Below are 16,265 nucleotides of genomic sequence, written 5' to 3'. Positions count from 1 at the left end.
GAATCACCGACAGATCCATTGACACGGCATTCACCCGATCCCGGACTGGCGACGAATCCCTTTGTCGGTTACGTTGAAAAAACGCCGGTGAAATCGGGAGACGCAGATGCTCAGTCTGACGCCCAAAATCGATCCGACCATCCAGTCCCTGCTCGACGACCGTGACTTCCTGGGCGAACTGCTGGACGCGCTGGGCTCCCCGCTCGGCCTGATCCTGCCGCAGCGGGCGACGAGAAATGTGCACACCTTCCGCGAGACCTACCGCCGGCACCGGTTGACCGGCCGGCTCTACTACGCGCACAAGGCCAACCGTTCCAGCGCGATCCTGCGCGAACTCGCCGCCGGTGACGCCGGCGTCGACGTGGCCTCGCTCGGCGAGTTGCAACACGCGCTGAGTGCCGGATTCACCCCCGGCCGGATCGTCGCCACCGGGCCGAAGAACCGGGAATTCCTCTGGCTGGCCGCCCGCGCCGGGGTGACCGTCAGCGTCGATTCCGCCGACGAACTCGCCGAGCTCGCCGGCATCGTGGCCGGGCACCGGCTGCCCAGGGTCCCGGTCAGCCTGCGGCTCTCCGGATTCGCCTCGGCCGGGGTGCGGGTGCTGACCCGGCGCAGCCGCTTCGGCACCCCGGCCGGGGACCTGGCCGACCTGCTCGACCTGCTGGAGAAGCGGGCCGATCAGGTCGAACTGACCGGGGTGGCCTACCACCTGGACACCATCGGGCTGCCGGAGAAGGCGGTCGCGCTGGAAAGCTGCCTGACGGCGCTCGACGAGTGCCGGGCCCGGGGCCTGCGGCCGCGGTCGCTGGACATCGGCGGCGGCTTCGGGGTGAACTACCTGGCCGACGGCGCCGAGTGGGAGCGGTGGACGAGCGAGCTCGGGCAGGCGGTGCTCGGTCGGCGGCCTCCGCTGACCTGGGAGGGGCACGGGTACGGGCTGCGCGCCGAAGGCGGCACCCTGCGGGGCAATCTCGCTCTGTACCCGGCGTATCGGCCGGTGGCCGGGGCGGCCTACCTGGACCGCCTGCTCGGCACCCCCGCCCCCGAGCGAGGCCGCCCACTCGGCGAGTTGCTGCTGGACCACATGTACGACCTGGACGTCGAGCCGGGCCGGGCACTGCTGGACCAGTGCGGCCTCGTGGTGGCGAGGGTGATCGCCAGTGACAACGACCGGATCCGGCTCGATCTCAATGCCCGTGACGTCAGCCTGGAGGAGCACGGCGTTCAGATGGACCCGGTGGTCATCGCCCGCACGGGCGACCGCCGCCCCGGCCCGGCCGGCGTCCACCTGCTCGGCAACCTCTGCCTGGAGGCCGACCTGATCACCCGCCGCAAGGTCTTCCTCCCGGTCGTGCCCCGCCCCGGCGACCTGCTCGCCTTCGTCAACACGGCCGGCTACTTCATGGACTTCAGCGCCACGAACGCCCTGCACCAGCCGGTGGCCCGCAAGGTCGCGGTCTACCGGTCCGGCGGCGTCCGCCGGTGGTGCCTCGACGAGCAGTACTGGCCTGTCCACCCCCGGCAGGAGACGCCATGAGACATGACGACATCACCGACGCGATCGGCAACACCCCGCTGGTGCGGATCGACCCGGCCGTGCACGGCCTGCGCAACATCGACCTGTACGCCAAGCTGGAGCTGCTCAACCCGTTCGGCTCGGTCAAGGACCGGGCGGCCTGGCAGATGGCCCGCCCGCTGCTGGCCGGCGCCCCGGCGGACGCCACCCTGGTCGAGCTGTCCAGCGGCAACACCGCCAAGGCCCTGGCGCTGCTCGCCGGGATGCACGGGCTGCCGTTCAAGAGCGTCACCAACCGGATGAAGGTCCCCGAGATCAAGGAGCTGTTGCTGCTGCTCGGAGCGGAGATCGACGAACTGCCCGGCCAGTCCGAGTGCCTCGACCCGACCGACGCCGACGACCCGCTCACCCAGATGTACCGGCAGGTCTCCGCGGAAGACGGCGAGTTCCTGCACACCGATCAGTACTTCAACGAGCGCAACGTCGAGGCACACCTGCACGGCACCGGTCCGGAGATCATCAAGGACCTGGACGGCCGCGCCCCGGACTACTTCATCGCCTGCGTCGGCACCGCGGGCTCGTCCACCGGCGTGGCCCGGGCGCTGCGCCAGCACGACCCGGACGTCGAGGTGATCGGCCTGGTCGGCGCCAAGAGCGACTTCATCCCGGGCATCCGGACCATCGACGAGGTGCAGCAGGTCGGCCTCTTCGACCCGGGCGTCTACGACGCCGTCGAGACGATCACGTCGGACGACGCGATCGACGGGTTGCTCACGCTGGTCCGCCGGTGCGGGATCCTGACCGGTCCGACCGGTGGCGGCGCGTTCGTCGGAGCCGTCCGAGTGCTGCGTACCCTGGACCCGCTCCTGACCAGCCGGAAGACCGCCGTCTTCATCGTCTGCGACCGCGTCGAGAGCTACCTTTCGTACGTCCGCGACCGCCGCCCCGAGGTCTTCGGCCGCCCGCCCCGGCGCAACTCCACCCGCACCCTGACCGACGCCGAGGTCGCCGCCGCCCCGGCCCTCGACGCCCGCGCCGCCCAGTGCTGGATCGCCTCGACCAACGCCCTGGTCGTGGACCTGCGCAGCCCGTACGCCTTCCAGGCGCTGCACATCCCCGGCTCGCTCAACATCGTCGACGAGGTCTTCGCCGACCTGCTGCACGCCGGTCTCCCGATCAGCCGGCACCGCCCGGTCCTGCTGGTCTGCCCGGTGGGGGAGAAGTCCGCCCGGTACGCCGCCCTGCTCCGCCGGATGGGCCACCCGGACGTGCAGTCCCTGGCCGGCGGGGTGATCGCCTGGCGCGACGCCGGACTCGAGCTGGTCCGATGAGCGAGCTGGCGAGCGAATGCATGAACTCAGTTGCCGACGCGATGAGCGAGCTGGCGAGCTGGCAGGCGGAGCTGCGTGCGCAGTTTCCGATCGTGGCGGCGCACCCGGAGATCGCCTATCTGGACAGTGCCGCCACCGCGCAGAAGCCGCAACCCGTCCTGACCGCCGTCATGGACTATCTGACCAGCGAGAACGCCAACGCCGCCCGCGGCACGTACCCCTGGGCCACCCGCACCACGGCCCGGGTCGAGCAGGCCCGTGACCGGGTCCGCGCGTTCCTCGGCGACCCGGACCCGGACCGCTCGGGCGTCCACTTCGTCAGCGGCGCCACCGAGGGCCTGCGCGCCGTCGCCCGGGACTGGCTCGCCCCGCAGCTGCGCGACGGTGACGAGATCGTGGTCCCGTACGCCGACCACAACGCCAACATCGTCCCCTGGCACGAGGCCGCCGCCCTGGCCCACGCCCGCGGCGTGCGGGTAACCCTGCGCGCCATGCCCTACGACGCCGCCCACGACTACGACGCCGCCCGCCTCGCCGACCTGGTCACCCCGCGGACCAGGATGATCGCGGCCACCCACGTGCACCACGTGTACGGCAACGACATGCACGTGTCCCGGCTGCGCGCGGCGGCCGGCCCGGGCGTGCCGATCTGCCTGGACGCCGCGCAGAGCGCCGGGCACCTGCCGCTCTCGGTCCGCGAGCTGGACGTCGACTTCCTGGTCTTCTCCGGCCACAAGGCGATGGCCCTGCCCGGCACCGGCGTGGTCTGGGCCGGCAACCGGCGCGGACCGGAGTACACCCAGGCCGGCTGGCACGGGACGCCGAACACCAGCGGCATCGTCAGCCTGGTCGCCGCCCTGGACTGGCTGGACGCGGCGGGCGTCGACCGGATCGCCGCGTGGACCCGCGACCTCGGCGCGCGGCTCACCGACGGCCTGGCCCGGCTCGACGCCTACCAGGTGCTCGGCTGTCAGGGCAGCCTGGCCGCCGACTCCGGGGTGCAGCGGCGGCAGGGCATCGTCACCTTCCGGCACCGCGCGATCGGCGCTCACGACCTCGGGTTCATCCTGGCCGCCGACGGGCTGCTGGTCCGGGCCGACGGGCACTGCCAGGGGGATCAGGGGGAGAAGACCTCTTCGGTACGGGTGAGCCTGCACGCGTACAACACCCCGCAGGAGATCGACCGCCTCCTGCGGCGACTCGCCGAGCTGAATACCGGCTGACCCGCAACCGGCGTCTGTTAGAAACGGTTGTCATTGCCGTGTGACTCCGAAGGCAGCCGCCCATGACGCCGATCGCCCTCGACCCCGCCCGCGTCGCCGGCTGGCGGACCACCTGGGACGCGATGATGCTCGGCTTCGTCCCCGGCCTGCCCGCCCTGGAGCGGCTCATCGCCACCGCCGTCGAGGCCGTCCGCGGCGCGCCGCCCACCCGGGTCCTCGACCTCGGCGGCGGTCCCGGCCTGCTCGCCGAGCGGATGTCCCGGCGCTGGCCGGACGCCACGGTCACCCTGCTCGACCTCGACCCGGTGCTGCTCGAACTCGCCCGAGCCGGCCTGCCGTCCGCGATCGGCGTGGTCCGCGCCGACCTCACCTCACCCGCCTGGCCGGCCGCCACCGGAACCGGATACGACCTGATCACCGCGGTGATGACGGTGCACTACCTGGCGCCGGAGGCGATCCGCGCGCTGTACGCCGCCGCCCGGGACGCGCTGGCGCCCGGCGGGTTGCTGGTCGTCGCCGACCTGATGCCCGACGACGGGCTGCCGGGGCTGATGCGCGCGCTCGATCCCGCCCCGGGCGAGGCGGCCGCGGAGCTCGCCTGGGCGCAGTGGTGGTGCGGGCTGATGGGCGTACCGGAAATCGTCGGTCTGCTCGCGGCCCGGGCGGACCTCTTCCGGGATCGGCCGCCCGCCGGTTTCACCGCGGACCTGGGCTGGCACGCGGCCGCGATCCGGGCGGCCGGCTTCGCCGAAGCCGGCGCCCTCTGGCGTGAGGGCCGCCATGCGGCGCTCGCCGCCCGCCGCCTCTGATGAACGGTTGCGCATTAGACAATTGAAAATGATTCCCATTAGCGTTCCGGGTCATGAGTCACCGGCACCGCATCCTCGCCCTCGCCGCCGCGGCGGCGGCCCTGATCCCCCTGACCGCCTGCGACCGGGCCGACGGCGCCGCTCCCGCCGGGCTCACGGTGGTGGCCACCACCCCCGAGGTGGCCGATTTCGCCCGCAACGTCGGCGGGACCCACGTCACCGTCACCCAGCTCATCAAGGTCGGCGTCGACCCGCACGACTACGAGCCCAGCCCGGCCGACATCAAGGCCGTCGGCGACGCCGCGGTGGTCCTGGAGAACGGCGTCGGCCTCGAGGAATGGCTCGCCCCGGCGATCTCGTCGGCCGGCTTCCGCGGCCCGGTCGTCGACGCGAGCCAGGGCGTCACGCTGCGCCCCGAGGACCCGCACATCTGGCACAACCCGCGGAACGCCAAGGTCATGGTCGGCAACATCGCGAAGGGACTGTCCGCGGCCGATCCCGCGCACGCCGCGGACTTCGCGACGAACAGCGCCGCCTACACCGCCCAGCTGGACGACCTCGACCGGGACAACCAGGCCGCCTTCGACGCCCTGCCCGCCGCGGACCGCAAACTGGTCACCGACCACGACGCGTTCGGCTACTACGTCGACCGGTACCGGCTGGAGTTCGTCGGCTCGGTGATCCCCAGCATGGACACCTCCGCGGAACTCTCCGCCCGGCAGCTCACCGACCTGGTCGCCAAGATCAGGGCAACCGGCACGAAGGCCATCTTCACCGAGAGCTCCCTCCCGCCGAAGACCGCCGAGGCGATCGCGAAACAGGCCGGCGTCCAGGTGATCGGTGGCGAGGAAGCGCTGTTCGGCGACAGCCTCGGCGAGCCGGGCACGCCGGAGGGCACCTATCTCGGCGCCGAGCGCCACAACACCCGGGTCATCACCGCCGCGCTGGCCGGTCGCTGATGGCCGCTCCACCCCAGACCGACGCATCGCCCACGGCGGTCCCGGCGCGGCCTCCGGCGGGTTTCCGGTACGCCGAGAGCGCCGCCGCCCAGCCGATCCTGTGTTTCCGGCACGCCACGGTCGGGTATCCAGGGGCGCCGGTCCTGACCGGACTGAACCTGGAACTGCGGGCCGGCGAACGGCTCGCGCTGATCGGCCCGAACGGCGCCGGCAAATCCACTCTGATCAAGAGTGTGCTCGGACTCGCCGCCGTCCTCGGCGGCGCGGTGGAGGTGTTCGGCCGCTCCCCCGGCCGGGCAGGCGGCCTGTGCGGATACGTCCCGCAGGCCGCCGACCTCGACCCGGACTTCCCGATCACCGCGGGCCACGTGGTGCTGCTCGGCCGTTATCGGCGCACCGGCTGGTGGCGGCCCACCCGCGCGGCCGATCGCCGGGCCGCCCGCGACGCCCTGGCCCGGGTCGGTCTCGCCGACCGCGCCGAGGTCCGCTTCGGCCTGCTCTCCGGCGGCCAGCGCCAGCGCGTCCTGCTGGCCCGTGCGATCGTCACCGAGGCGTCGTTGCTGCTGCTGGACGAGCCGTTCAACGGCGTGGACGCGGAAAGCCGGCAGGCCCTCCTGACCGTCCTTACCGAACTCACCACGGCCGGCGCCGCCCTCCTGGTCAGCACCCACGACGACGCCCTGGCCCACCAGTTCGCCGACCGTGTGCACACCGTCGGCGCCGCCGCAGCCGATTCCCTGACGGTCCCTCCCGAGGGCGTCCACACTCCCGGCGCCCTTCCGCCGGCGTCCTCTCCCGCCGATGACCTCGCGGCTGCGGCCGGCCCGGTCGTCGCTCGCGGCGGCACGGGCGGCGCCTGATGGACGTGTTCGCTGTGCCGTTCATGGGGCGGGCGCTCGCCGAGCTGGTCCTGCTCGGGCTGGTGTGCGGGCCGATCGGGTTCTTCGTCCTCACGCGGCGGCTGTCGTTCACCGCGGACGCCCTCACCCACACCGTCCTGCCCGGAGTGGTGATCGGATTCCTGGCCGGTGGCACGACCGGCCTGGTCGCCGGCGCCCTGCTCGCCGCGCTGCTGACGGCCGTGGCGCTGACCCTGATCACCCGCCGTGGCGGCGTCACCGACGACGCCGCCACGGCGGTCCTGCTCACCGCGATGTTCGCGATCGGCGTGGCGCTGGTGTCCCGCAAGCCGTCCTACACCGCCGACCTGACCGCCTTCCTCTTCGGCCGCCTGCTCACCGTCTCCCCGGCCCAGCTCGCCGAGACCGCCGTCCTGGCGCTGCTGATCCTCGCCGGACTCGCCCCGCTCAGCCGCGCCCTGCTGTTCCGAGCCTTCGACCCGGCCGGCGCCGCCGCGGCCGGCTACCGCGTCTTCCGGCTCGACCTCGGGCTGAACCTCCTGGTGGCCCTGGTGGTGGTAGCCGCCGTCCAAGCCGTGGGAACCATCCTGGTGGTGGCCCTCCTGGTGGTCCCGCCGGCCGCGGCCCGCCTCCTGACCACCCGCCCGATCCCGCTCGTCCTCGTGGCCACCGCCCTGATCCTGGCCACCGCCCCACTGGGCCTGTGGCTGAGCTGGACCGCCTCGGTCGACCACGGCATCCCGCTCGGCGCCGCCCCCACCGTCGTCCTCCTCCTGGTCCTCACCTACCTGCTCGCCCTGCCCCTCGCCGCCCTCCGCCGAGTCCGGGCCGGTGGCGAGGGGCGTCTCGGAAGCCAGGACGCGGCCCTGAGCGGCCGGCGGGTCCCCGCCGGCCGGGACGTGAGCCTCGGCAGTCCGGGCAGAGCCCGGAGCGCCGGCCGGACGCCTGCCGGGAACGGAGGTGGCAAGCGTGAGCTGGTGGGATGACGCGGTGCATCGGGCGGTTGCCGAGGCGCTGCTGGCCGGTGCGCTCGGCGCGATCGTCGGCGTGCGGGTGGTGGTGCGGCGGTTGTCGTTCTTCACGATGGCGCTGACGCACGCGACCTTTCCCGGGGTGGTGGCCGCCGCGCTGCTCGGGATCAACGTCATGATCGGCGGGGTGGTCGCCGGGACCGTCGTGACGCTCGGGGTGGTGGCGCTCGGCCGCCGCGCGGGGCAGGGCGCGACGGCGGCGACCGGGGTGCTGCTGTCCGCCGGGTTCGCGCTGGGCGCGGCGCTGGTCGCGACCCGGAACGGCTTCGGCAAGGACCTGTCCGCCCTCCTGACCGGCTCCGTCCTCGCCGTCGGCGACGGCGACCTGATCGCCACGGGGGTGGTGCTAGCCCTGGTCGCCGCCGTGCTGCTGGTCTTCGGCCGGCAACTCACGTTCAGCGGTTTCGACCCGGCGGGGGCGAGGTCCGCCGGCCTGGCCGTGCCGTCCTGGGACCTGCTCCTCCTGCTCACCGTGCAGGTCACCGTCGTGGCGATGGTCCCCGCCGTCGGCACCTTCCTCGCGGTGGCGCTGATCGTCGCCCCGGCCGCCGCCGCTCGCCTGTGGTCCGACCGGATCCCGGTGATCACCGCGCTGGCGGTGCTGTTCGGGACCACCTCCGGGCTCGCCGGCCTCTACGCCTCCGCCCGCTGGAACGTCGCCGCCGGCGCCGCGATCACCCTGGCCGCGGCCTCGGTGCTGCCCCTGTCCATGCTCCTGAGCTGGTGTTCACGGTCCGTTCCCGGCAGGGGCCTCGCGCGGGTGGCCACGGGACCCGGCGATGTGCGTACCGAAAACGGGTCTTAGCCGGGCCTTAACGATCGGACAGCGTGCGGATAGCGATCTCCAGGCGAAGGTCTTCCTCAACGGATCGACTGGAGGTTTCACCAATGTTCAAGGTTCGCACCGCGATTGTCCTGGCCACTGGCACGCTCGCCGTCCTCGGCGCGGCGGGCACCGCGCTCGCCGCCGACGGAGGCTTCTCGGGCTCGCCCTCGACCTCCGCGAGCGGCGGGGTCGCGGTGAGTGTCGAGGCGGCCAAGGCAATCGCGATCCGGGTGGCCGGGGGCGGCACGGTCGAGTCGGTGGAGCGGGAGATCGAGCACGGCGTGCTGGTCTGGGACGTGGACGTGATCGTCGGTGGGGTGGAGCACGACATCGACGTGGACAGCGCCACCGGGGCGGTGCTGCGGCACCGGATCAAGGGGGGTGCGGAGGTCCGGGTGTCGGCGTCCCCGAGCGTGTCGGCCAGCGCGGACGACCACGGCGGCCGGGGCCGGGGGAGCGACGACAACGGCCGGGGAGTGACGACAAGGGCGGTCGCAGCACGCGGCACGCCGAGCCGGGTGACGACAAGGGCGGTGACCGGACGCGTAAGGCGGAGGCCGGTGACGACAACGGTGGCAGCCGGACGCGTAAGGCTGAGGCCGGTGACGACAACGGTGGTAGCCGGACGCGTAAGGCTGAGGCCGGTGACGACAACGGTGGTAGCCGCACGCGTAAGGCTGAGGCCGGTGACGACAACGGTGGCAGCCGGACCCGCAAGGCTGAGGCCGGTGACGACAACGGTGGCAGCCGCACGCGCAAGGCCGAGGCGGGCGACGACAAGGGCGGGCACGACAAAGGCGACGACAAGGGTGGCAAGGGCCGCGGCTCCGACGACTGACCTTTCGACCGGAACGGGCATCCGGTGATAGAAAGACCGAGTGATCATCGATGACCGTTCGGCCCCTTTCGCTGACCTCGATGCCTACGTCGCGCTGCCCCGGATCGCCGGCCTGCGACTGTCCCCGGACGGTCGCCGGCTGGTGGTCGGGGTCAACACCCCGGACCGGAAGAAGAACCGGTACACCACCGCCCTCTGGGAGGTCGACCCGGCGGGCGTCCACCCCGCCCGCCGGCTGACCCGCAGCGACAAGGGCGAGACCGCGGTCGCGTTCACGCCCGACGGTGACCTGCTGTTCACCTCGGCGCGCCCGGACCCGGAGGGCGACCCGGACGAGGAACCCATCTCCGCGTTGTGGCTGCTCCCGGCCGCCGGTGGAGAGGCGCGGGTGGTGGCGTCCCCACCCGGCGGCGTGCAGGGCCTGGTCGCCGCCCCGGACGGGACCCTGGTGTTCGGCTCGGCCCTGGCCGCGACCTCGGCCGGCCCGGACGAGGAGCGCGAGTTCCGGAAGAAGCGCAAGGACGCCGGCGTCACCGCGGTCCTGTACGACGAATACCCGATCCGCCACTGGGACCAGTCGTTCGGCCCGGACCGCACCCGGCTGCTCACCGCCGAGCTGGACGGAGAGCCTCGCGACCTCACCGGTCACGTCGGCCGGGCGCTCGGTGTGCTGTCCACGTGGGACCTCTCCCCGGACGGCCGGACCGTGGTCGCCACCTGGGCGGTCGCCGAGCCGGCCGGTTCGCAGCGCTACATCCTGGTGGCGATCGACGTGGCGACCGGCGAGCGCCGCACCCTGGCCGACGACGCGGCGTACGAGTTCGAGGCCCCGCGGATCTCGCCGGACGGCACCCGGGTCGCGGTCGTGGTCTACCGCCGATCGACCGCCGACGACCCCGGGGACCGCTGGCTCGCCCTCGTCCCGCTCGACGGCGGGCCGGTGCGGGACCTGACCACGGCGTGGGACCGCTGGCCTGCCGATCCCCGCTGGCTGCCGGATGGGAGCGCGCTGATCGTGGCCGCCGACCACTACGGCCGTGCCCCGCTCTGGCGGGTCGACGCCGCCACCGGGCAGACCACCCGGCTGACCACCGACGACGGCTGCTACACCGATTACGAGGTGGCGCCGGACGGCCGGTCGATCTATGCGCTCCGCTCGACCACCGACAGCCCGTCCGCCCCGGTCCGGGTCTCGATCGAGGGCACCCCGGCGGTGGAACACCTGCTCAGCCCGGTCGCCGACCTGCCGGTTCCGGGACGCGTCGCCGAGGTGACCGCCACGGCCGACGACGGCACCCCGCTGCGCGCCTGGCTCGTCCTGCCGGCCGACGCCGGTCCGGACCGTCCGGCGCCGCTGCTGCTGTGGGTGCACGGCGGGCCGCTGGCCTCGTGGAGTTCCTGGTCCTGGCGGTGGAACCCGTGGCTCGCGGCGGCCAAGGGGTACGCCGTCCTGCTCCCCGACCCGGCCCTGTCCACCGGCTACGGGCTGGAGTTCATCAGGCGCGGCTGGGGTGCGTGGGGTGCGGCGCCGTACACCGACCTGATCGCGCTCACCGACGCCACCGAGCGGCGGGCGGACATCGACGCCGGCCGGACCGCGATGATGGGCGGCAGCTTCGGCGGCTACATGGCCAACTGGATCGCCGGGCACACCGACCGGTTCCGGGCGATCGTCACGCACGCGTCGCTGTGGTCGCTCGACCAGATGCTGGGCACCACGGACGCGTCGTACTACTGGATCCGGGAGATGACCCCCGAGGCCGCGCAGGCCAACTCGCCGCACCGGTTCGCCGACGAGATCACCACGCCGATGCTGGTGATCCACGGGGACAAGGATTACCGCGTGCCGATCGGCGAGTCGCTGCGCCTCTGGTGGGACCTGCTGTCCCGGTCGAAGGCGGCGGACGGCACGAGCCCGCACCGCTTCCTCTTCTTCCCGGACGAGAACCACTGGATCCTCACCCCGGGCCACGCCAAGGTCTGGTACGAGACGGTCTTCGCCTTCCTCGCCCACCACGTCCACGGCGAGCCGTGGCAACGCCCGGACCTGCTCGGCTGACCCGATCCGGCCTACTCGCCGAGGCTTTCCCGCATGAAGGCGCTGCGCCTGCTGGAGAACGCCTTGGCCCGCCTTGCCCCGTGGTATCGCTTCCGGGCCCGTCGCGAGATGTCGGTCGTGCTCGGCCCCCGGCAGCGAGTCGAACTCGATCCCGCGACTCGGCAGTATGCCCCACTGGGGATCTTCCACGACCGGGTCACGCTGAGTGTGCCGTTCGCGATCGACATCGACCTCACCGAGATCGACCGGATCTGATCAGCGGAACGGGAGGGCCGGGCGGTCGGCCGGTTTCGGGGGAGTGGGCTCCGGGCCGAACAGGGCGGTGGCGGAGCGGGACTGTTTCGCCGTGCGCATCGCGGATTCGGCCCGCTCGAACAGCTCGGTCGGGGTCGAGGCGTGCGCCGGGTAGACCGCGGCCCCGACGGTGGCGCTGATCCTTACCTGGAAACCGTCCAGGTCGGCCGGGCCCTGCACCGCGCTCAGCAGGCGCCGGGCGGTCTCCAGGCAGGCCGGCGCCGACCCGATGGTGGGCAGCAGCACCGCGAACTCGTCGTCGCCGACCCGGGCCACCGTGTCGGTGTCGCGGACCGCGGCGGAGAGCCGGGCCGCCACCTCGGTCAGCAGCAGGTCGCCGATCCGCTGGCCGAGTGAGTAGTTCACGTCGGCCAGGTCGTCCACGTCGAACATCAGCAGGCCGGCCGACTCCTGCTCGGCGGCGGCGACCGGCAGGGCCCGTTCCACGGTGGCGGTCATCATCGCCCGGTTCGGCAGGCCGGTCAGGCCGTCGTGCGACGGCTGCTGACGCTGCTCTGCCGGGCCGCCGGACAGCGCCCGGGCGCAGACCGCCAGCAACGCCAGGTCGGCGGCGAGGACTCCGCCGATCACCCAGCGGCCGGTGACGCCGCAGGCGGCCAGGGCGGCGAGCGCCACCACACCGACGACGAGGCCGATCAGCGCGGCCCGTGCGGCACGCACCCGTCCACCGGTCATGTCGCTCTGATCGGCCGCCGATCACCGGCCCTGAGCAAGAACTAGCCGCAGTGCTCGAATCCGCTGGTCCACGCCAGGGCGCCGACCGAGCCGCCCCACTTCACGCAGGTCGCCTTGGCCACCGCGGTGACCGGCCCGGCGTAGTACTGGAACGAGCCGCTGTCGGTCTTCGCGCCCTTGCCCTGCACCTCCAGGTACGCCGAGGCCGCGCCCTTCTTGCTCAGTCCGGCGGTTCGCATCGTCACCACGCAGTTCGACCCGTCCGAGGCGCGGTAAAGCAGGAAGATCTTGCCTTTCACCACGCCCGCGGCGGACTTGAGGTTGTGCTGGTCGGTCACCGAGAAGTCGTTGCCGCAGACCTCGGTGGGGGTGTACTTGTTCGGCTCCTCGGTCTCGTCCGGCTCGGCCGAGGCCGGGTCCTGCGACGGGACCTGCGACGTCTCCGGCGACGACGGGCCGACCGGCGAGGAACCGCCCGGTTTCGGATTCTGGCCCTTGTCGCGTTTGCCGCCCTTGCGGGTCTGGGTCGGTGCCGGCTGCACGTCGTCGGTCTGTCCGGGCAGCGCCTGCTGGTCGGTGCCGATCGGTGCCTGGTTCGCCCCGGTGTTCGGGCCCGGCAGGTCCGCCTGGCTCTTGTCCGGCCGGGTCGCCAGCATGATCCCGACCCCGAGGACGATCAGCGCCACCGCGCCACCGATCATCGCCAAATTTCGCGACTTGCCCGACTTGCCCCCGCCGGAGCCCGCCCCGGTCCCGCCGACGCCGGCCCCCGCCCCGGAATAGCCGGGTGTGACCGCCGCGGAATAGCCAGGTGTGGCCGCCCCGGAATAGCCAGCAGCAGGAGCCCCGGAATAGTCGGGTGTGCCGGTCCCTGAATAGCCGCCCGCGGGTGCACCCGCCCCGGGCTGACCCCCGACAGACGCCGTCCCAGGCCGAAAGCCCCCACCAGCCCCCGGCCCCGGCTGAATCGGAAATGTCGGAAAAGTGGGTGCCGAAACCTGCCGCTGAACAGTCTGCGTCCCCCACCCGCCAGGACCGGCCCCGGGCCGCCCCGCCCCCGAGCCGCATCCGCCAGCGCCGCCCCGCTGGCAAACCGCTGCGCCGGATTCTTGGCCAGCGCCCGCAACACCACCTGCGCCACCGCCGGCGGCACGTCGGGCGGAAGCACCGGCGGCTGCCCGTGCACCAGCTGCGCCAGCACCGCCAGCGGGTTGTCACCGACATAGGGCGGCCGCCCGGTCAGACACGCGAACGCCACCGCCCCCAGCGCATAGACATCGGTAGCCGCCGTGACCGGCAACCCCTCCGCCTGCTCCGGTGCCATGTAGTGCGCCGACCCCATCACCACGTTCGTGCTGGTGATCCCGCTGATCCCGACCGACCGCGCGATCCCGAAGTCGACCAGCACGATCGCCCCGCCGGGCCGGACCAGCAGATTGCTCGGCTTCACGTCCCGGTGGATGATCCCGGACTGGTGCGCCGCGTGCAGCGCGTCCGCCATCCCCGCCATGATCGACATGGTCTCGGCCGGGCTCAGCCGCCCGGCCTGCTGGATCTTCTTCGACAGCGACGTCCCGTCGATGTACTCCATCACCAGGTAGTCGAACCGCTCCCCGTCGACCACCGCGTTCTCGCCGTAGTCGTAGACCTGCACGATCCCCGGGTGCCGCAGCTGCGCCATCATCCGCGCCTCGGACCGGAACCGGGTGATGAACGCGTCGTCGTTCATCAGCGCCGGAAGCAGCACCTTCACCGCGACCTCGCGATGCAGCAGCAGGTCCCCGCCGCGCCACACCTCGCCCATCCCACCGGCCGCGATGCGTTGCGTCAGCTGATAGCGGTCGTTGAGCACAATCCCCGGGGCAAGCACCGGGCCATGCTAGTCGGCAAAACCAAGCCGACGCTCACGGTGATCACCCAGCAGGATCCTCCTTCGGTACGCCCTGGCCCGCCCCCAACCGCACCCACCCCGTCCCGTGGCCACCCGCGAGGTCCGCCGGCCACCGGGCCGCCCGGCGACCGCCGGGCTGAATCCGGTGGTTACGGAACATGTGCCCCACCCCGCGATGAGCTGGATGATCACGGGGCGAAACGTGCACTTGTGCAAGTCGCAAATGGTACGAAGGTCAAGTAACCACCCTCGAACGGTCTGGACTGCCATGAAACTCGGAGCACTGACAGCCGTCACGCTGGGCCTTACCGCCGCGCTGTGCGTGACCGCGGGAGCCGCGCACGCCGACGAGAGCAAGTCCTCGGACAAGAGCGCGACCTACTGCCGGCTCCGGGTGCACGGCGGCATCCTGGCGAAGTTCGTGAGTTTCGGCGCGGACAAGGGCCGCCTCGGCTGCCCGCTCGGCATCGAGCAGGCAGCGGCCGGCGGCGGCCGGATGCAGCAGTTCGACGGCGGCTCGATCTACTGGTCCCAGGCGACCGGCGCGCACGCCGTCTCCGGGCACATCCTCGACCTCTGGCAGGGCAACCGTGGCGAGACCGGCTGCATCGGATACCCCATCGACGACGAGTCGGCCACCCCGGATCGCCGGGGCCGTTACCAGCACTTCCAGCACGGCACCATCTGGCACTGGAACGACGGCAAGGTCAGCGCCGTCTGCTGAACCGGCGAGGCCGGTGTGCCCGCCGGCGCTCAGTTGGGCACGATCTTGAAGACCGGGAAGCCGGGCGCCGCCGCCGCGATGTCGGCCTCCGGCGAGTCCGCCTTCAGCCCGTCGAAGAACGCTCCGGTCTCCCAGGCCCACTTGCGCAGATAGAGCCGGATCAACTCGGGCTTCTCCGCGTCCGCCATCTCGATCGGCGTGAAGGCCTGCCGCCGCCGCCCGAGCCGCAGCTCGCCGGCCCCGGCCGCCCGCAGGTTCCGCACCCACTGGGTGTGCCCGCGCGGCGCCAGCAGATAGCGCTGCCCCTCGTGGTCGAACACGTTGACGACCGTCGTCCGCACCTCGCCGCTCTTGCGCCCGCGGACCGCCAGCACCCGGCTGCCCATCAGGCTCACGCCGTGCGCCGTCAGCCACTTGGCGAAGTCGTTGAACAGGTTCGACGCCCGCTTCGGTGCCAGGTATCGCATGTCGCCCTCCCGACGTTTCCGAGAGCAGTGCTCTCTGTTGTTAACAGTGAACCCGGATCGATGCTCCCTGTCAAGAGCAGTGCTCTCGCAAGCGGAGGGGGTTGACGGGGATTACTCATGCGAGTAAAAATTTACTCATGCGAGTAAACGAGTCGGTGGCGGCCGGTGCCCGGCGGGCCCAGATCGTCACCGCCGCGATCGAGACCATCGCCGAGCTGGGTTATGGCAACGCCTCCTTCGCCCGGATCGCCAAGCGGGCCGGGATCAGCAGCACCCGCCTGATCTCGTATCACTTCGACGACAAGGCCGACCTGGTCCGTGCCGTCGTCACCGCCGTCTTCGCCGAGGCCGCCGACTTCATGGGCAAGCGGCTCCGGGCGGTCACCGGCGACCGTTCCGAGCTCCTGGCGACGTACATCGAGTCGAACCTGGAGTTCTTCGCCGAGCGGCCGGCCGCCATCCGGGCCTACCTGGAGATCGCGACGAGCGCGCGCACCGACGACGGCGCCCCGCTGGTGCGCCCGGAGGAGGTCGACGACCCGGAGTCCCGGTTGGCCGCGATGTTCCGGGAGGGCCAGGAGGCGGGTGAGTTCCGCCAGTTCGACCCGGTCGTCATGGCGGCCACCGTGCGCGCCGCGATCGACGCCGCCGCCACCCGCCCCGACCTGGACCCGCACGCCTACGCGGCCGAACTGACCGCCCTCTTCACCCGAGCCACCCGGAGGGATCCCGCGTGACCGC

At 72.4% G+C, this 16,265-nt stretch carries 17 protein-coding genes; 13 read left to right on the top strand and 4 right to left on the bottom strand.

Translation table 11 applies throughout. From position 1 onward, the window contains the following. Nucleotides 1-106 precede the first annotated feature (106 nt). The 11 genes from Aiant_RS08170 (at nt 107) to Aiant_RS08120 (ending at nt 11,707) form a co-directional block, all read left to right on the top strand. Nucleotides 107-1,537 carry an alanine racemase gene (locus Aiant_RS08170; protein WP_189332620.1) on the top strand — a complete coding sequence of 477 codons (1,431 nt, stop codon included), beginning with the start codon at nt 107-109 and terminating at the stop codon, nt 1,535-1,537. Next, nucleotides 1,534-2,847, top strand: a complete 1,314-nt coding sequence (locus tag Aiant_RS08165; protein WP_189332621.1) for a pyridoxal-phosphate dependent enzyme — start codon at nt 1,534-1,536, stop codon at nt 2,845-2,847. Before Aiant_RS08170 ends, Aiant_RS08165 begins: the two co-directional genes overlap by 4 nt. A gap of 20 nt (nt 2,848-2,867) precedes the next feature. Then, nucleotides 2,868-4,070, top strand: coding sequence for an aminotransferase class V-fold PLP-dependent enzyme (locus tag Aiant_RS08160; protein WP_229830499.1), 1,203 nt, complete (start codon nt 2,868-2,870; stop codon nt 4,068-4,070). Between the two features lie 62 nt (nt 4,071-4,132). Further along, nucleotides 4,133-4,879: a class I SAM-dependent methyltransferase gene (locus Aiant_RS08155; RefSeq protein WP_229830501.1), complete on the top strand. Its 747-nt coding sequence runs from the start codon at nt 4,133-4,135 to the stop codon at nt 4,877-4,879. Between the two features lie 53 nt (nt 4,880-4,932). Further along, nucleotides 4,933-5,838: a metal ABC transporter substrate-binding protein gene (locus Aiant_RS08150; protein WP_189332623.1), complete on the top strand. Its 906-nt coding sequence runs from the start codon at nt 4,933-4,935 to the stop codon at nt 5,836-5,838. Continuing rightward, nucleotides 5,838-6,698, top strand: a complete 861-nt coding sequence (locus Aiant_RS08145) for a metal ABC transporter ATP-binding protein (RefSeq protein WP_189332624.1) — start codon at nt 5,838-5,840, stop codon at nt 6,696-6,698. Before Aiant_RS08150 ends, Aiant_RS08145 begins: the two co-directional genes overlap by 1 nt. Continuing rightward, on the top strand, nt 6,698-7,684 hold the full coding sequence (locus Aiant_RS08140; protein ID WP_229830503.1) for a metal ABC transporter permease: 987 nt from the start codon (nt 6,698-6,700) through the stop codon (nt 7,682-7,684). Before Aiant_RS08145 ends, Aiant_RS08140 begins: the two co-directional genes overlap by 1 nt. Beyond that, complete coding sequence (locus tag Aiant_RS08135; RefSeq protein ID WP_189332625.1) at nt 7,668-8,534, top strand: metal ABC transporter permease; 867 nt, start codon at nt 7,668-7,670, stop codon at nt 8,532-8,534. Before Aiant_RS08140 ends, Aiant_RS08135 begins: the two co-directional genes overlap by 17 nt. A gap of 83 nt (nt 8,535-8,617) precedes the next feature. Continuing rightward, complete coding sequence (locus Aiant_RS08130; RefSeq protein WP_212847003.1) at nt 8,618-9,421, top strand: PepSY domain-containing protein; 804 nt, start codon at nt 8,618-8,620, stop codon at nt 9,419-9,421. 12 nt (nt 9,422-9,433) lie between these two features. Beyond that, nucleotides 9,434-11,452 (top strand): S9 family peptidase, encoded by a 2,019-nt coding sequence (locus tag Aiant_RS08125; RefSeq protein ID WP_189332627.1) that lies wholly within the window; start codon nt 9,434-9,436, stop codon nt 11,450-11,452. Between the two features lie 33 nt (nt 11,453-11,485). Next, on the top strand, nt 11,486-11,707 hold the full coding sequence (locus Aiant_RS08120; RefSeq protein ID WP_189332628.1) for a hypothetical protein: 222 nt from the start codon (nt 11,486-11,488) through the stop codon (nt 11,705-11,707). On the opposite strand, the gene Aiant_RS08115 is transcribed toward Aiant_RS08120, so the two are convergent. Genes Aiant_RS08115 through Aiant_RS08105 form a run of 3 tightly spaced genes read right to left on the bottom strand, consistent with a single transcriptional unit; the run spans nt 11,708 to nt 14,312 of the window. Beyond that, the gene (locus Aiant_RS08115) at nt 11,708-12,427 is read right to left on the bottom strand and encodes a GGDEF domain-containing protein (protein ID WP_189332629.1); all 720 of its coding nucleotides are present in this window, start codon (nt 12,425-12,427) and stop codon (nt 11,708-11,710) included. It abuts the gene before it with no gap. Between the two features lie 56 nt (nt 12,428-12,483). Next, nucleotides 12,484-13,143: a hypothetical protein gene (locus Aiant_RS08110; RefSeq protein WP_212847001.1), complete on the bottom strand. Its 660-nt coding sequence runs from the start codon at nt 13,141-13,143 to the stop codon at nt 12,484-12,486. Next, entirely contained in the window at nt 13,140-14,312 is a 1,173-nt protein-coding gene (locus Aiant_RS08105; protein WP_212846999.1) for a serine/threonine-protein kinase, read from the bottom strand. Before Aiant_RS08105 ends, Aiant_RS08110 begins: the two co-directional genes overlap by 4 nt. Nucleotides 14,313-14,601: 289 nt before the next feature. On the opposite strand from Aiant_RS08105, the gene Aiant_RS08100 reads away from it, so the two are divergent. Next, nucleotides 14,602-15,057, top strand: a complete 456-nt coding sequence (locus Aiant_RS08100; protein WP_189332631.1) for an LGFP repeat-containing protein — start codon at nt 14,602-14,604, stop codon at nt 15,055-15,057. A 29-nt stretch (nt 15,058-15,086) separates the two neighbouring features. Here Aiant_RS08100 and Aiant_RS08095 read toward each other — a convergent pair whose 3' ends face one another. After that, complete coding sequence (locus Aiant_RS08095) at nt 15,087-15,524, bottom strand: nitroreductase family deazaflavin-dependent oxidoreductase (RefSeq protein WP_189332632.1); 438 nt, start codon at nt 15,522-15,524, stop codon at nt 15,087-15,089. Nucleotides 15,525-15,661: 137 nt separating this feature from the next. Between Aiant_RS08095 and Aiant_RS08090 the strand changes: the two genes are divergently transcribed. Next, a complete protein-coding gene (locus Aiant_RS08090; protein WP_189332633.1) occupies nt 15,662-16,261 on the top strand; it encodes a TetR/AcrR family transcriptional regulator in 600 nt (199 codons plus the stop codon). Nucleotides 16,262-16,265 lie beyond the last annotated feature (4 nt).

Origin of the sequence: Actinoplanes ianthinogenes (assembly GCF_018324205.1) — a bacterium.
GTDB lineage: Bacteria > Actinomycetota > Actinomycetes > Mycobacteriales > Micromonosporaceae > Actinoplanes > Actinoplanes ianthinogenes.
This window is presented reverse-complemented; position numbering and strand designations above follow the sequence as displayed.

Coding starts and splice junctions, on each gene's coding strand:
- Aiant_RS08110 (WP_212847001.1), bottom strand. CDS start 13,143: ATGATCGGTGGCGCGGTGGCGCTGATCGTCCTCGGGGTCGGGATCATG.
- Aiant_RS08090 (WP_189332633.1), top strand. CDS start 15,662: ATGCGAGTAAACGAGTCGGTGGCGGCCGGTGCCCGGCGGGCCCAGATC.
- Aiant_RS08150 (WP_189332623.1), top strand. CDS start 4,933: ATGAGTCACCGGCACCGCATCCTCGCCCTCGCCGCCGCGGCGGCGGCC.
- Aiant_RS08145 (WP_189332624.1), top strand. CDS start 5,838: ATGGCCGCTCCACCCCAGACCGACGCATCGCCCACGGCGGTCCCGGCG.
- Aiant_RS08170 (WP_189332620.1), top strand. CDS start 107: ATGCTCAGTCTGACGCCCAAAATCGATCCGACCATCCAGTCCCTGCTC.
- Aiant_RS08130 (WP_212847003.1), top strand. CDS start 8,618: ATGTTCAAGGTTCGCACCGCGATTGTCCTGGCCACTGGCACGCTCGCC.
- Aiant_RS08100 (WP_189332631.1), top strand. CDS start 14,602: ATGAAACTCGGAGCACTGACAGCCGTCACGCTGGGCCTTACCGCCGCG.
- Aiant_RS08160 (WP_229830499.1), top strand. CDS start 2,868: ATGAACTCAGTTGCCGACGCGATGAGCGAGCTGGCGAGCTGGCAGGCG.
- Aiant_RS08155 (WP_229830501.1), top strand. CDS start 4,133: ATGACGCCGATCGCCCTCGACCCCGCCCGCGTCGCCGGCTGGCGGACC.
- Aiant_RS08095 (WP_189332632.1), bottom strand. CDS start 15,524: ATGCGATACCTGGCACCGAAGCGGGCGTCGAACCTGTTCAACGACTTC.
- Aiant_RS08165 (WP_189332621.1), top strand. CDS start 1,534: ATGAGACATGACGACATCACCGACGCGATCGGCAACACCCCGCTGGTG.
- Aiant_RS08120 (WP_189332628.1), top strand. CDS start 11,486: ATGAAGGCGCTGCGCCTGCTGGAGAACGCCTTGGCCCGCCTTGCCCCG.
- Aiant_RS08140 (WP_229830503.1), top strand. CDS start 6,698: ATGGACGTGTTCGCTGTGCCGTTCATGGGGCGGGCGCTCGCCGAGCTG.